This is a genomic window from Streptomyces sp. NPDC006296 (genome assembly GCF_040613235.1).
GTDB lineage: Bacteria > Actinomycetota > Actinomycetes > Streptomycetales > Streptomycetaceae > Streptomyces.
Genome location: NZ_JBEXRT010000049.1, coordinates 14,181 through 28,118, shown reverse-complemented (window position 1 = coordinate 28,118; position 13,938 = coordinate 14,181). Strand labels below are relative to the sequence as shown.

The window sequence follows — 13,938 nt, the reverse complement described above, 5'->3', positions numbered from 1 at the left end:
GGGCCTCAGCGGGCCGGCCGGTGCCCGGCGGGGAGCCAGGCGAACGCCTCGGCGTCCGTGCGGTCGCCCGGCTTGTACTCCAGGCCGACCCAGCCGTCGTAACCGGCCTCGGTCAGCTCGTCCAGGAGCTTCTCCAGCGGGAGCGAACCGGTGCCGGGTGCGCCGCGCCCCGGATTGTCGGCGATCTGGACGTGGCCGGTCTTCGCGGCGTACGTCCTGATCACCCGGCTGAGGTCCTCGCCGTTCATCGACAGGTGGTACAGGTCCAGCAGGAACGCGGCGTTGCCCAGGCCCGTCGCCTCGTTGACGCGGTCGACGACCTCGATCCCGGCCGGAGCGCTGACCAGCGGGTAGAGCGGCGACTCCGTGCTGTTGAGGGTCTCGATCAGCAGGGTCGCCCCGATCCGGTCGGCGGCGCGGGCGGCCAGGACGAGGTTCTCCAGGGCGAGTTCGTCCTGGGCGGCCGGGTCGACCCCCTCCACGCGGTTGCCGTACAGCGCGTTGAGCGCCGTGCAGCCGACCGAGGCCGCGAAGTCCGCGGCCACGTCGATGTTGGCGCGGAAGCGGTCCGACTCCTCGCCGGGCAGCGAGAGCGCCCCGCGGTCGGGGCCGGGGAGGCGGCCCGCGTAGAAGTTCAGCCCCACCAGACGGGTCCCCGCGTCGTCGAGCGCCTTCTTCAGGGCGTCGAGCTCGGCCTGCGCCGGGGTGGGGGTCTCGGTCCAGGGCCACCAGAGCTCGACCGCGGTGAAGCCCGCGGCGGCTGCCGCCGCGGGGCGTTCCAGGAGCGGGAGTTCGGTGAAGAGGATCGAGAGGTTCACATCGAAGCGCTGGTCCGAGAAACCCATCATGCGCTCCTTCCGTATTGCGGAAGTTTGTTTCTGCCTAACGGAAGATTGCCCGGCGGGCGGTGGGGCTGTCAAGAGGCTCCCGTGATTTCCGGGCGGACCCCGGGGGAGCGGCGGCCCGCCCCGGCGTCCTGTGCGCGCGGCGCGGGGCCCGCCTTTCGGCCCGTCGGGCGCCGCCGTGCCGCGGGACCTGTGGCTTAGGGTCGGGGCGAGCCGTGCGAGCCGACCGACGCGGCGGGACATGAGGGAGGCACCGTGCGCTTGAGGGTGGAATTCACCACCGAGCCCTTCGATCTCGACGAGGCACCCGCCCACGCGGTGGTGGCCCGCGAGGTGGTCCAGGGCGCCGACCTGGACGCGGTGGACGTGGGCCCCTTCGGGAACACCGCCGAGGGGGATGCCGGCCAGGTCCTCACCGCGGTGGACTCCCTGCTGCGCAAGGCCCTCGCGTCGGGCGCCACCCGGGTCTCCCTCCAGCTCAACGTGATCGGGGAGGACGCCCCGTGACCGCACCCGCCGACCACCCCCTGGTCACCGCCGTGAAGCCGCTCGTCGACGCCATGGGGGCCGAGCTGCTCGACCCCGGGCAGGCCACCTCCGAGGACGTGGTGCTCGCCTGGGAGGGGGCGGACGTCGTCGCGGTGCGGCTCCCGCAGCTCTCCGAATCGCTCGACCACATCCTCACCGCGATGGAGCGGCGGTACGGGATGCCGCTGGCCGAGCTGGACCGCAAGGCCAAGCAGGGCGTCGTGCGCACCCTGGAGGCCCGCGGTGCCTTCGCGGTGCGGCACGGGGTGGAGACCGTGGCCGGGGCGCTCGGCGTCAGCCGTTTCACCGTCTACAACTACCTGAACCGCGACAGCGCCGCCCGGAGCGAGTAGCCGAGCCGCACGCGGTCCGATGCCGTCGTCCGGGAATTCCGGGCGGCGGCATCTTCTGTTCGCGAGATTTCAACAAACTGTTGACGTGGTGTGGTGAAGGGCGTTAGCTGTCCGCAGCCCGACAACGCACAGCGGAAAAAGCCACGGAGGCTCCCGTGACTACCAGCTCCACGCCGGGCCTCGCCCGGTTCAACACCCTGCCGGCCGGAGAGGCCGCAGCCGCACTGCACGAGGTGTGTGCCAGTACGGCGTGGGGAGACCGCCTCCTCGCCCACCGGCCCTATCCCGGGACCGAAGCCCTGTTCTCCGCGAGCGACGCCGCCACGGCCGAGCTCTCCGCGGTGGACCTGGCCGAGGCGATGGCCGGCCACCCGCAGATCGGCCGCCCCGCACCGGGGGACCCGGTGTCCGCCCGCGAGCAGCGGGGGATGGCCGGTGCGTCCGATGAGCTCAGGGCGGAGATGCTCGCACTGAACCTGGCCTACCAGGAGCGGTTCGGACACGTCTTCCTGATCTGCGCCACCGGAGCCACCGGTGAGCAGATGCGCGACGCGGTGAAGGCCCGGATCGGCAACGCGCCCGAACGGGAACGCGAGATCGTCCGCACCGAGCTGGGCAAGATCAACCGCATCCGGCTGACCCGCCTCGTACAGGACCCCTGAGGACCCGTACAGCAGCCCCGGGCCCCCGGGACCCGTACAGCACTTCCGAGAACAAGGAGCGTGACGGTCTTGAGCACCGACACCACCGCATCGGTGTCCACCCACGTCCTGGACACCAGCACCGGCCGCCCCGCCCGGGCCGTCACCGTCTCCCTCGCCGCCCGCAGCGGCGGCGACGCGCCGTACGCGACGCTCGGCGGATCCGCGACCGACACGGACGGGCGCTGCACAGACCTGCCGGCCCTGCCGGAAGGAACCACCCACGTACGGCTCGTCTTCGACACCGAGTCGTACTTCACCGCGAAGAAGCAAGCCGAGGCGCAGCAGGACGCCCCCCGCGCAAGGGACAGCGGTGCGTTCTTCCCGGAGGTGGCGATCGCCTTCGCCGTCACCCCGGGGGAGCACTTCCACGTACCGCTGCTGCTCAACCCGTTCGGCTACTCCGTTTACCGAGGGAGCTAGCAGACCATGCCCACGATTCTCGGCCAGAACCAGTACGGCAAAGCAGAGAACCGCGTCGTCAGGATCACGCGGGACGGCGACACCCACCACATCAAGGACCTGAACGTCTCCGTCGCCCTCTCCGGCGACATGGACGACGTCCACTACTCCGGCTCCAACGCCCACGTCCTGCCGACCGACACCACCAAGAACACCGTGTTCGCCTTCGCCAAGGAACACGGCATCGAGTCCGCCGAGCAGTTCGGGATACACCTGGCCCGCCACTTCGTCTCCTCGCAGGAGCCGATCCGGGTGGCCCGCATCAGGATCGAGGAGTACGGCTGGGAGCGCATCGCCACCTCCGACGCCCACTCCAAGTTCATCGGCGCCGACGAGGTCAAGCACTCCTTCGTCCGCAAGGGCCAGGAGACGCGCACCACCCAGATCACCTTCGACGGTGAGAAGTGGGAGGTCGTCTCCGGGCTCAAGGACCTCACGGTGATGAACTCCACCAACTCGGAGTTCTGGGGCTACGTCAAGGACAAGTACACGACGCTGAAGGAGGCGTACGACCGCATCCTCGCGACGGACGTCTCCGCCCGGTGGCGCTACGGCTGGAACGACGACGCGCAGCGCATGCCGAACTGGGAGAGGTCCTACGAGCAGGCGCGCACGCACATGCTCCAGGCCTTCGCGGAGACCTACTCCCTCTCGCTCCAGCAGACCCTCTACCAGATGGGTTCGCGCATCATCAACCACCGCAGCGAGATCGACGAGATCCGCTTCTCGCTGCCGAACAACCACCACTTCCTGGTCGACCTGGAGCCCTTCGGCCTGGAGAACGACAACGAGGTGTACTTCGCGGCCGACCGCCCGTACGGCCTCATCGAGGCGACCGTGCTCCGCGACGGCGTCGAGCCGAAGATCCCGGTCGACCTGACCAACCTCTGACGCGGAGTTGAGCCGGCCCCCGCCCCCAGCGGCGCGGGGGCCGGTCATTCCGGAGGGAAATCCCATGGCACAGCCTGCAACGGGGCCGGAGACAGGCCCGAGCACCACCCCACCGGCCCCTGCCGTCACGGCAGTTCACCCGGTGGACGAGAAGCTCCCCCTCGCGCGGCTCGTCCCCGCCGCACTCCAGCACATCGCCGCCATGTACGCGGGCGTCGTCACCCCTCCGCTCATCATCGGGCAGGCCGTCGGCCTCGGCACGGCGGGCATGACCCGGCTGATCGCCGCGAGCCTCCTGATCGCGGGACTCGCCACCCTGCTCCAGACCATCGGCGTCCGCCGTTTCGCCGGCAACCGGCTGCCCTTCGTCAACGCGGCCTCCTCCGCGGGCATCGCGCCGATGCTCGCCATCGCCGAGACCAGCGCACCCGGCCGCCAACTCCCCGCGATCTACGGTGCCGTGATCGTCGCCGGGCTCTTCTGCCTGGTCGTCGGACCGTTCTTCGGACGGCTGCTGCGGTTCTTCCCGCCGCTGGTCACCGGGGTGGTCATCACCCTCATCGGCGTCACCCTGATGCCCGTCCCGGTCGGCTGGGCCCAGGGGGGCGACGCCACCGCCGACGACTTCGGGTCCATGAAGTACCTGGCGCTCGCCGCGTTCACCCTCGCCGTCATCCTGCTGATCCAGCGCTTCGGACGCGGCTTCGTCAAGCAGACCGCCCTGCTCGCGGGCATGTTCGTCGGCACGCTGGCCGCCGTGCCGTTCGGCCTCGCCGACTTCTCCGCGCTCGGCTCGGCACCCGTCGCCGCCCTGCCCACACCCTTCGCCTTCGGCACCCCCGAGTTCCAGCCCGCCGCGATCCTCTCCCTGTGCATCGTGATGCTGGTGCTGATGACGGAGTCGTCCGCCGGGATGCTGGCCCTCGGCGAGATCTGCGAGCGGCGCACCGACGGCCCCACCCTCACCCGCGGCCTGCGCACCGACGGCATCGCCACCCTGCTGGGCCCGGTCTTCGGGGGCTTCCCGACCAGCGCGTTCGCCCAGAACGTCGGTGTCGTCTCGCTGACCCGGGTGCGCAGCCGCTACGTGGTCGCCGCGGCGGGCGGCGCGCTGCTGGTCCTCGGGGTCTTCCCCGTGCTCGGCGCCGTCGTGTCGCTGGTCCCGATGCCCGTGCTCGGCGGCGCCGGCATCGTCCTGTTCGGCTCGATCGCGGTGAGCGGCATCCGGACCCTGGCCGAGGCCGGGCTCGACGACAGCTCCAACATCATCCTCGTGGCGGTGGCGCTCGGCGCGGGCATCATCCCGCTCGCGGCACCCGCCTTCTACGCCGGATTCCCTTCCTGGGCACAGACCGTGCTCGGCTCCGGGATCAGTGCGGGAGCGCTCGTCGCGGTCCTGCTCAACCTGTTCTTCCACCATCTCGGCACCCACGGCCGCAACGCCGTGGCACTCAAATCCTCCTAGGGTCCTGCCGTGCCCACATCGCCAGAGACAGAAGAGGGAAGCACCATGGCAGCTTCGGCGGATCCCAGGACCACCCGGCGCACCGTCATCGAGAACTGCTCGATCGCGACCGTCGACGCCCACGACACCGAGTACGCCTCGGGCTACATCGTCGTGGCGGACCAGCGCATCGAGTCCATCGGCGCGGGCAGCGCCCCGGAGGGCCTCACCGGGGTCGTACGGCGGGTCGACGGCACCGGACACCTGGCCACACCCGGTCTCGTCAACACCCACCACCACTTCTACCAGTGGATCACCCGGGGGCTCGCGACCGACCACAACCTGTTCGACTGGCTGGTCGCGCTCTACCCGACCTGGGCGCGCGTCGACGAGCCGATGGTCCGCGCGGCGGCCCGGGGCTCGCTCGCCATGATGGCCCGTGGCGGGGTCACCACCGCCATGGACCACCACTACGTCTATCCGCAGGGGTCCGGCGACCTGTCCGGCGCGATCATCGGCGCCGCCCGTGACACGGGCGTCCGCTTCACCCTCGCCCGCGGTTCCATGGACCGCAGCGAGAAGGACGGCGGACTGCCGCCGGACTTCGCGGTGGAGACCCTCGACGGGGCGCTCGCCGCCACCGAGGCGACCATCGACGCACACCACGACGCCTCGCCCGGCGCCATGACGCAGATTGCCGTCGCCCCCTGCTCGCCGTTCTCGGTGTCCACCGAACTCCTGCGCCAGGGAGCCGAGCTGGCCCGCCGCCGCGGGGTCCGGCTGCACACCCACGGCTCCGAGACCGTCGAGGAGGAGCAGTTCTGCAAGGAGCTGTTCGGGATGGGCCCGACGGACTACTTCGAGTCGACCGGCTGGCTCGGCGACGACGTGTGGATGGCGCACTGCGTCCACATGAACGACTCCGACATCGCCGCCTTCGCCCGCACCGGGACCGGAGTCGCGCACTGCCCGTCCTCCAACGCCCGTCTCGCCGCGGGCATCGCCCGCGTCCCCGACATGCTCGCCGCGGGCGTCCCGGTCGGGCTCGGCGTCGACGGCACGGCGTCCAACGAGTCCGGCGAGCTGCACACCGAACTGCGCAACGCCCTCCTCGTCAACCGCCTCGGCGCCCACCGGGAGAAGGCGCTGAACGCCCGTCAGGCCCTGCGCCTGGGCACGCACGGCGGCGCCAGGGTCCTCGGCCGGGCCGACGAGATCGGTTCGCTGGAGGCGGGGAAGCTCGCCGACCTCGTCCTGTGGAAGCTGGACACCCTCGCCCACGCCTCCATCGCCGATCCGGTGACCGCCCTGGTGTTCGGCGCCGCGGCCCCCGTGACCCTCTCCCTCGTCAACGGCAGGACCGTCGTCGAGGACAACCACCTCACCACGGTCGACGAGGACGCCATCGCCCGCGAGACCCGCGACGAGGCCAGGCGGCTGGCGCAGATCGCCGCCGGAGCCTGACTCCGCGCCCCCAGACAGGCCGGCCGAGGGGGACGGCCCTCGGCCGGCCGCCGCGGACCCCCGGGTCCACGGCAGCCCGCGCGGGCGCGCGCACGTCCCGTACGCGCGCCCGCGCAGGTGAGCTCCGAGCTGCCCGCACCAGCTGCACACCTGCATCGACGCACCACTCAGCACCACCTCCCTGACACCCACGTCGCCCGACGTGTACCCGACCGGAGGAAGCCGTGGCAGCCAAGCCCAGGTTTCGCAAGAACGCAGTCGACCCGAACACGGACCCCACGGACGAGGCCCGTACGAGCGCGCAGGAGGCGGACGGAAGAAACGGGAAGCACCCCGTCGACGAGTCGCTCCCGCCCTTCAAGATGTTCACCAGCGGCCTGCAGCACGTGGCCGCGATGTACGCGGGCGTGGTGGCCCCGCCCATGATCGTGGGACCCGCGGTCGGTCTCGGCGTCCAGGAGACCGCCTTCCTCATGGGGGCGAGCCTCTTCACCGCGGGGATGGCCACCCTGCTCCAGACACTCGGCTTCTGGCGCATAGGCGCCCGGCTGCCCTTCGTCAACGGGGTCTCGTTCGCCGGGGTCACCCCGATGATCGCGATAGGCAAGGACCGCGGTCACGACGGGATCGCGGTCATCTTCGGCGCGATCATCGTCGCCGGTCTCCTCGGCTTCGTCCTCGCGCCCTACTTCTGCAAGCTGGTGCGGTTCTTCCCGCCCGTCGTCACCGGCACCGTCATCACCCTGATCGGCGTCTCGCTGCTGCCGGTCGCGTTCAACTGGTCCCAGGGCGGTGACGCCACCGCCGGCGACTACGGTTCGGCGACGAACATCACCATGGCCGCCGTCACCCTCGTGATCGTGCTCGCGCTGCGCAAACTGCTGCGCGGGTTCCTCCAGCAGATCGCCATCCTGCTCGGCCTGGTCGTCGGCACCCTGATCGCGATCCCCGCCGGAATCACCGACTTCGGGGCGCTGGGCGACGCCGACGTGATCGGCTTCCCGACGCCGTTCCACTTCGGCGCACCGCAGTTCGAGATCGCCGCCATCGTCTCCATGTGCATCGTGATGCTGGTCTGCATGACCGAGTCCACCGCCGACATGCTGGCCCTCGGTAAGATCGTCGGCCGTCCGGCGGACGAGCGGACCATCGAGGGCGGACTGCGCGCCGACACCCTGGGCAGTGCGCTCAGCCCGCTCTTCAACGGCTTCATGTGCAGCGCGTTCGCGCAGAACATCGGACTGGTCGCGATGACCCGGGTCCGCAGCCGGTTCGTCGTCGCGACCGGCGGAGTCATCCTCGTCCTGCTGGGTCTCGTCCCCGTGGCCGCGTCCGTCATCGCCCTCGTGCCGCTCCCGGTGCTCGGCGGCGCGGGCATCGTCCTGTTCGGGTCGGTCGCCGCGAGCGGCATCCAGACGCTCGCCACCGCCGCCCTGGAGAAGGGCGAGAACGCGCTGATCGTCGCGGCGTCCGTCGGTGTCGGCCTGATCCCGATCGCCGCGCCCGGCTTCTACCACGCGTTCCCCGAGGACCTGCTCGTCGTCCTGGACTCCGGCATCTCCACCGGCTGCGTGGTCGCGATCGTGCTGAACCTGGCCTTCAACCACTGGGGGCGTACGGCGGACACGGACGCGCACACGGAGGACCCGGGCCGGGGGCCGGAGACCGCGGACGGCGCGCAGCCGAAGGACCCGGTGGCCGTGCCGGCCGTCCGCTGACCCGCCGGCGCGCGTACGGGCACCCGCGCCGGGGCCCGTACGCGCACCGTGGGCGGGGGCGGCGTCAGCCGATGTGGAAGCTGTCCCCGTAGACCTTCCAGTCCAGCGGCGGGTCCAGGTTCAGATTCCCGTTCCGCAGGAACACCCGCTGGGCGGTGTCGACCCGGCTGGTGTCCGAGTGGGCCTCCTCCTGCTCCATCGCCCAGACCCGCGCGTCCAGGAACGCGTCGAGGTACGCGGTCTCGTCGCCGCCCTGTGCGGGCGGTGACGCCACGGCCAGGGCCCGCTGCCGGATCGAGCCGAAGCTCGTGGCGTCGCTGCCGCCGCCGTGCATCACGATGGCGTCGTAGTACGCGAACTGACCGAGTGTGCCGAGGCCGTCGGCCGTGCCCTGACGCACCGCCGGGTCGAAGTACACCCGGTCGCGCTCGTCGTTCTGGGCCTGCTCGAAGGCCGGGTCCGACGCCGCCTCGGCCCAGGCGGCGGTGAATCCGGGGTCGAGCCCCTCGTGCGAGTCGGTCCCGTCGACCTGCCGCAGCGCGGGGAGGTACGACGCCAGGGCGTTGCCCGGGTTCCGCTCCGTGTAGAGCTCCACCAGGTCCAGCATGTCGCCGGTGCCGGAGCAGAATCCGATGATGCCGGCGGTGTAGCCGCGGCCGTCGCCGATGTCCTCGATGTAGCCGTACTGGGCCTTCCAGTCGAGCGAGGAGTTCTCCGCGCTCGACACCAGCTGCATCGCGATGTCCTTCTTCGCGGGGTCGTCGAGACCGGTCGCGGCTGCCTCCAGGTGTGCGGCCGGCGGTGCGGGGTCGCCGGCGTGGGCGGTGGCGGGGATCGCCGTGAAGGCCAGCCCGAGGGCCAGCGCGGCGAGTCCTACGGTACGGGTGATCCGGTCGGTGCGACGCGGGGTGCTGATGTGGGGGTGATGCACCGGTCCTCCAGGAGGAGTTCGTCGTGCCCGTGCTCTGTTAGGAAACTTTCCTACCAGGCAAGGGGGCGCGCGGTAACCCCCCGCGCGCCCCCCACTCGGAGTTCGTCGCGGAACCGGACGCGCGGAGTGTCAGCTCCCGTCGATGCGGTAGCGCTCGCCGTAGACCCGCCACACCAGCGGGGTCTCCAGCCGGAGCCTGCCCTCGCGCACGAAGACGCGCTGGGCGGTCTCCACACGGCTGGTGTCGCTGTGCGAGGGCTCCTCGCGGATCGCGGCCACCCGGGCGTCGAGGAAGGCGTCGAGATACGCCGCCTCGTCACCGCCCTCGGACGGCGGTTCGGCCTGGGCGAGGGCCCGCGCGCGCATCGTCCGGACACCGACCGTGCCCGGGGCGTCGGCGTACCCGTGCATCACCCAGGCGTCGTAGTAGATGTACTGCCCGAGCGCGCCGAGCCCGTCGGCCTCGGCCCGCCGGACCGCCGGATCGAAGTACGAGGCGTCGCGCTCCGCGTCCTGCGCCGACCGGAACGCCGGGTCGTCCGCGGCTTTCGCCCAGGCCGCGGTGAAGGCGTCCCCGAGCCCCTCGTGCGCGTCGCTCCCGACGACCGCGCGCAGCGCCGGCAGGAAACCCGCGAGCGCGTTGCCCGGGCGCCGGGCGGTGTAGCGCTCGACGACCTCCAGCATGTCGCCGGTGCCGGAGCAGAATCCGATGATGCCGGCGGTGTAGCCGCGGCCGTCGCCGATGTCCTCGATGTAGCCGTACTGGGCCTTCCAGTCGAGCGAGGAGTTCTCCGCGCTCGACACCAGCCGCATCGCGATGTCCTTCTTCGCGGGGTCGTCGAGACCCTCGTCCGGTGATCCCGGGCCGGACCCGGAGCAGCCGGTCAGCAGGAGGAGCGCGACCGCGGCGAGGGCGAGACGTCTGGGCTTCACGCGCCAAGCCTGCCAGCCCGGGGGCCGGGGCCCGCCCGGTTCCGGCGCCTGTAGCGTTCGGTGCATGGAAGATGAGTCTGTGGTGGACGTCGGCGACGTGCGGCTGGCGTACCGGACCTGGGGCGACCCCTTCGGCTCGCCCGTCGTCCTCTTGCACGGCCTCGGCGGTTCGTCCCTGAGCTGGGAGGCGGTGGGCGGCCTGCTCGGCGAGGAGTGGCGGGTGTACGCCGTCGACCTGCGCGGGCACGGCGGGAGCGACTGGCCCGACGAGTACGGCTTCGAGCAGATGCGCGACGACGTCCTGGAGTTCCTCGACGCCTGCGAGCTCGACCGGGTCGGCGTCGTCGGGCACGCGATGGGCGGAGTGGTCGCGTACCTGCTCGCCGAGGAGCACGCGGACCGCGTGGAGCGGCTGGTGCTGGTCGAGACCCCGCCGCCCTTCCCTGGACAGCCGTTCGCCGACGGCCGTCCCGCGGGCCCGGTCGACTACGACGAGAACGCCCTGGAGGAGGTCCGGGCGCAGATCGCCGGTCCCGACCCGCGCTGGCGCGAGGAGCTGGGGCAGATCGTCGCCCCGACGCTGATGATCGCGGGAGGCCCCGAGAGCGACATGCCGCAGGGAAGGCTGTCCGACATGGCCTCGCTCATCCCCGACTGCCGGCTGATCACCCTGGGCGGCGGCCACCAGGTCCACACGAAGCACGCGGACCAGGTGGCCCAGCAGATCAGCGAGTTCTTCACGAGCTGAGGCCCGGAGCACCCGGCGGGGGCGGTCGGCGGCGGCGGCCGCGATCCCCTGCCCGCCCTCCCTTCCGTGCGGTCCGGGCCGCGCGGGCGGGCGCCGGCCCGAGGAGGTCCGCGGCCCCGCCGTCAGCCGCCCGGCCGTCTACCGCCCCGCCGTCAGTCGCCCGGCCGCCAGTCCGGGCGGCGGCCGCTGAGGGCGATCACCCGGTCGATCTGTGGTGCGCCGGCCGGTACGGCGACCGGGGGACCGAAGATCGCGCCGGGGCCGGACCGGTCGTCGTCCCCGGGCGCCAGCATCGCCTCCGACGCGCGCAGGCTCGCCGCGTCCGCCCGGAACTCCTGTCCCGTGGACCGGGCCAGGTCCCAGCCGTGCACGAGCAGTTCGTTCCGTGCGACCGCACCGGCGACCGCTCCGGGCAGGTCGACCCCGCCGGCCCGGGTCATGCCCTCCAGTGCCTCCGGGGAGCGCCAGGCCTCGACCAGCTCGTCCAGCAGGGGCGGCAGCGCCGTGCGCCAGTCGTCGGGCAGCACCGGCAGGGCCGCCGTCGGAGGGGTGTCGGTCGTCGGGCCGGATCTCTTGTGCGCCGCGTCCCGGAAGGCCACGGTCAGCCCCAGGAGGTGCCCGAGCAGTTCGCGCACCGCGTAGTCCGGGCAGGGGGTCGGACCGGTCAGCTGCCGGTCGTCGACGGCGCGGACGAGTTCACGGATCTGCCGTGCCGCCGGTTCCAGGTCGAGACCGGGCGCGGTTCCGTCAGGAGTGTCCATACCCTTCAGACCGTTCCGGGGCCCGGAACTCATCGCGGACATTGCGGAACGTTCCGATCCGCCCTCTTGTCGGCGACCCCACCCGCATGGGATATAGGTCTGGACCATTGCTGTCGGATGGAAGGCATCACCGTGCAACGCCCCCACGCACGCACCGCGTTGGCCTGCTCCGCCGCGCTGCTCCTCGCCACGCTCACCGCCTGCGGCGGCTCCGCCGAAGCGGACACCGTGAAGCCCACGGCCCCCGAGGGGGTGACGGCACAGGCCGGCAGCGCCACCTCCGTCCACGTGATGTGGGAGCGGTCCTCGGACAACGAGGGCATCACCGGCTACGACGTCTACCGCGCGGGCGAGAAAGCCGCATCGGTGGACGCGGGCAAGCTGATGACCGACGTCGACGGCCTCACCGCGTCCACGGCGTACACCTTCACCGTCCGCGCCCGCGACGCCGCCGGGAACCGGTCCGCGCCGAGTGCCGCCGTCCCCGTCACCACCCCCGCGGATGCCCCCGCCGACGACGAACCGCCGACCACGCCGACGCGGCTGCGGGGGAAGGCGGACAGCGGCCGGACGGTCTCCCTGTCCTGGGGCGGCTCGACCGACGACGTGGGCGTCACCTCGTACGACGTCTACCAGGAGGACTCCCGGATCCACAGCGTCCCCGGCACGCGCACCACGGCCCGCCTCACCGGGCTGCGGCCCGGCACGGTCTACACCTTCACCGTCCGCGCCCGTGACGCCGCCGACCGCTCCTCGCCGGACAGCGCCCCCCTCGACCTCACCACGCCGTCCGCACCGGGCGACCCCGACAGCACGGCGCCCACCGGCCTCCGGACGGAGACGACGGCGCAGGGCCGGGAGCACCTGCTCGACCTCTCCTGGGACCAGCCGGACACCGGTGGCACGATCCCCGCGTACCAGCTCTTCCTGAACGGCGAACCGACCACCACGATCGTCTGGGGCGGCACACCGCCCCGGGGCCGCGCCACGTACCGGCTCACCCTGACCGACCCGCCCGGCACCCGCTACTCGCTGAAGATCCGGCCCAAGCTGCCCGACGGGACCTGGGGCGACTTCTCGGCCCAGCGCACGGTGGTGCTCGGCGACTGACGGCCCCCGGGTGCCGGGGTCGCGGGGGAGGCTCCGGCACCGCCGGGGCCGACGGGTCAGCCGCTGAGCAGGCCGGTCGAGACGGTCCAGAGGCGCCGGGCGGACGCGGGGTCGAGGGCCCATTCCTTCACCCCGTGCGGGTGCTGCGCGAGGTCGACGTCGTCCGGCACGGTGCAGGCCTCCTGCGCGTCGTCCAGGTAGTGGCCCCCGGAGCGGGCGAACTCGGGGGCGACGGCCGCGACGACACCGGTGGCGGCCCCCTGCTGGACCGTCTTGTACGTGAAGACTCCGGCGGCCTCGGCCGCGTCGAGCGAAGCCCGCTGCTCCGGAGTGAAGTGGCGCTGCAGACCCGTGGCGACCCCGCCGGGATTCACCGCGTTGGCGACGATGCCGTCGGACGCCCACCGGCGGGTCGCCTCGACGGCGAAGAGCGAGTTCGCCGTCTTCGACCGGGCGTAGGCGATCTGCGGATCGTACGCGCGGCGCTCGAAATGGAGATCGTCGAAATCGACGCCGGACCGCATGTGCGCCGTCGAGCTGACCGCGACGATCCGTGCTCCCGCACGCTCGGCCGCTCCCCGGGCCAGGGCGTGGTGAAGGCCGGTGGCCAGCGCGAAGTGGCCGAGATGGTTCGTCGCGAACTGCAGCTCCCAGCCCTCGGCGGTCCGTTCGAGGCCACCGGTGACCACGCCCGCGTTGTTGACCAGGAGGTGGAGCGGTCCGTGCCACGCGTCGGCGAATCCCGCGACGGAGGCCCTGTCGGCGAGATCGAGCCGGACGACGCGGGGTCGGACCCCTCCGGCCGACTCCTCGATCGTCCCGGCGGCAGCCTCGCCCGCGGTGGTGTTCCGGACGGCGAGCGTCACCTCCGCCCCGGCGGAGGCCAGTGCGCGGGCCGTCTCCCTGCCGAGGCCGGAGGAGGCTCCGGTCACGATCGCGCGGACGCCGGTGAGGTCGACGCCCCGCAGCACGTCGTCCGCGGTGCTGGAGGACGTGAAGGGCGTGGTGACAAGGGGGGGTGTCCATGCTCCGACTATACGCACAAGACG

At 72.1% G+C, this 13,938-nt stretch carries 15 protein-coding genes; 10 read left to right on the top strand and 5 right to left on the bottom strand.

Features of this window, described 5'->3' with window-relative positions; genetic code table 11:
* Window positions 1-5: 5 nt before the first annotated feature.
* Window positions 6-845: a TIM barrel protein gene (locus tag ABZ172_RS26440; RefSeq protein WP_356887220.1), complete on the bottom strand. Its 840-nt coding sequence runs from the start codon at window positions 843-845 to the stop codon at window positions 6-8.
* Between the two features lie 255 nt (window positions 846-1,100).
* On the opposite strand from ABZ172_RS26440, the gene ABZ172_RS26435 reads away from it, so the two are divergent.
* The 8 genes from ABZ172_RS26435 (at window position 1,101) to ABZ172_RS26400 (ending at window position 8,406) form a co-directional block, all read left to right on the top strand.
* Window positions 1,101-1,352: a hypothetical protein gene (locus tag ABZ172_RS26435; RefSeq protein ID WP_356887188.1), complete on the top strand. Its 252-nt coding sequence runs from the start codon at window positions 1,101-1,103 to the stop codon at window positions 1,350-1,352.
* The gene (locus ABZ172_RS26430) at window positions 1,349-1,726 is read left to right on the top strand and encodes a helix-turn-helix domain-containing protein (protein ID WP_356887186.1); all 378 of its coding nucleotides are present in this window, start codon (window positions 1,349-1,351) and stop codon (window positions 1,724-1,726) included. Before ABZ172_RS26435 ends, ABZ172_RS26430 begins: the two co-directional genes overlap by 4 nt.
* Before the next feature lie 155 nt (window positions 1,727-1,881).
* Window positions 1,882-2,388, top strand: coding sequence for a 2-oxo-4-hydroxy-4-carboxy-5-ureidoimidazoline decarboxylase (uraD, locus tag ABZ172_RS26425; RefSeq protein ID WP_356887184.1), 507 nt, complete (start codon window positions 1,882-1,884; stop codon window positions 2,386-2,388).
* 69 nt (window positions 2,389-2,457) lie between these two features.
* Window positions 2,458-2,850, top strand: coding sequence for a hydroxyisourate hydrolase (gene uraH / locus ABZ172_RS26420; protein ID WP_356887182.1), 393 nt, complete (start codon window positions 2,458-2,460; stop codon window positions 2,848-2,850).
* A 6-nt stretch (window positions 2,851-2,856) separates the two neighbouring features.
* A complete protein-coding gene (gene pucL / locus ABZ172_RS26415; RefSeq protein WP_356887180.1) occupies window positions 2,857-3,780 on the top strand; it encodes a factor-independent urate hydroxylase in 924 nt (307 codons plus the stop codon).
* A gap of 64 nt (window positions 3,781-3,844) precedes the next feature.
* Window positions 3,845-5,245, top strand: a complete 1,401-nt coding sequence (locus ABZ172_RS26410; RefSeq protein WP_356887178.1) for a nucleobase:cation symporter-2 family protein — start codon at window positions 3,845-3,847, stop codon at window positions 5,243-5,245.
* Window positions 5,246-5,290: 45 nt separating this feature from the next.
* Window positions 5,291-6,688, top strand: a complete 1,398-nt coding sequence (locus ABZ172_RS26405; RefSeq protein ID WP_356887176.1) for an 8-oxoguanine deaminase — start codon at window positions 5,291-5,293, stop codon at window positions 6,686-6,688.
* A 224-nt stretch (window positions 6,689-6,912) separates the two neighbouring features.
* Window positions 6,913-8,406 carry a nucleobase:cation symporter-2 family protein gene (locus tag ABZ172_RS26400; protein WP_356887174.1) on the top strand — a complete coding sequence of 498 codons (1,494 nt, stop codon included), beginning with the start codon at window positions 6,913-6,915 and terminating at the stop codon, window positions 8,404-8,406.
* A gap of 64 nt (window positions 8,407-8,470) precedes the next feature.
* Here ABZ172_RS26400 and ABZ172_RS26395 read toward each other — a convergent pair whose 3' ends face one another.
* Together ABZ172_RS26395 and ABZ172_RS26390 are read right to left on the bottom strand one after the other, a co-directional pair.
* Window positions 8,471-9,337 carry a chitosanase gene (locus tag ABZ172_RS26395; protein WP_356887172.1) on the bottom strand — a complete coding sequence of 289 codons (867 nt, stop codon included), beginning with the start codon at window positions 9,335-9,337 and terminating at the stop codon, window positions 8,471-8,473.
* A 129-nt stretch (window positions 9,338-9,466) separates the two neighbouring features.
* Window positions 9,467-10,270, bottom strand: coding sequence for a chitosanase (locus ABZ172_RS26390; RefSeq protein ID WP_356887170.1), 804 nt, complete (start codon window positions 10,268-10,270; stop codon window positions 9,467-9,469).
* Between the two features lie 64 nt (window positions 10,271-10,334).
* On the opposite strand from ABZ172_RS26390, the gene ABZ172_RS26385 reads away from it, so the two are divergent.
* Window positions 10,335-11,018, top strand: a complete 684-nt coding sequence (locus ABZ172_RS26385) for an alpha/beta hydrolase (RefSeq protein ID WP_356887168.1) — start codon at window positions 10,335-10,337, stop codon at window positions 11,016-11,018.
* Between the two features lie 152 nt (window positions 11,019-11,170).
* Here ABZ172_RS26385 and ABZ172_RS26380 read toward each other — a convergent pair whose 3' ends face one another.
* Window positions 11,171-11,779 (bottom strand): TIGR03086 family metal-binding protein, encoded by a 609-nt coding sequence (locus ABZ172_RS26380; protein ID WP_356887166.1) that lies wholly within the window; start codon window positions 11,777-11,779, stop codon window positions 11,171-11,173.
* A 117-nt stretch (window positions 11,780-11,896) separates the two neighbouring features.
* Between ABZ172_RS26380 and ABZ172_RS26375 the strand changes: the two genes are divergently transcribed.
* Window positions 11,897-12,889: a fibronectin type III domain-containing protein gene (locus tag ABZ172_RS26375; RefSeq protein ID WP_356887164.1), complete on the top strand. Its 993-nt coding sequence runs from the start codon at window positions 11,897-11,899 to the stop codon at window positions 12,887-12,889.
* Window positions 12,890-12,945: 56 nt separating this feature from the next.
* Here ABZ172_RS26375 and ABZ172_RS26370 read toward each other — a convergent pair whose 3' ends face one another.
* Window positions 12,946-13,932: an SDR family NAD(P)-dependent oxidoreductase gene (locus ABZ172_RS26370; protein WP_356887162.1), complete on the bottom strand. Its 987-nt coding sequence runs from the start codon at window positions 13,930-13,932 to the stop codon at window positions 12,946-12,948.
* Window positions 13,933-13,938 lie beyond the last annotated feature (6 nt).

Excerpts from the sequence above, each read along its gene's own strand:
- ABZ172_RS26440 (WP_356887220.1), bottom strand. The coding sequence starts at position 845 with ATGGGTTTCTCGGACCAGCGCTTCGATGTGAACCTCTCGATCCTCTTC.
- pucL (WP_356887180.1), top strand. The coding sequence starts at position 2,857 with ATGCCCACGATTCTCGGCCAGAACCAGTACGGCAAAGCAGAGAACCGC.
- ABZ172_RS26410 (WP_356887178.1), top strand. The coding sequence starts at position 3,845 with ATGGCACAGCCTGCAACGGGGCCGGAGACAGGCCCGAGCACCACCCCA.
- ABZ172_RS26405 (WP_356887176.1), top strand. The coding sequence starts at position 5,291 with ATGGCAGCTTCGGCGGATCCCAGGACCACCCGGCGCACCGTCATCGAG.
- ABZ172_RS26385 (WP_356887168.1), top strand. The coding sequence starts at position 10,335 with ATGGAAGATGAGTCTGTGGTGGACGTCGGCGACGTGCGGCTGGCGTAC.
- ABZ172_RS26380 (WP_356887166.1), bottom strand. The coding sequence starts at position 11,779 with ATGGACACTCCTGACGGAACCGCGCCCGGTCTCGACCTGGAACCGGCG.
- ABZ172_RS26375 (WP_356887164.1), top strand. The coding sequence starts at position 11,897 with ATGGAAGGCATCACCGTGCAACGCCCCCACGCACGCACCGCGTTGGCC.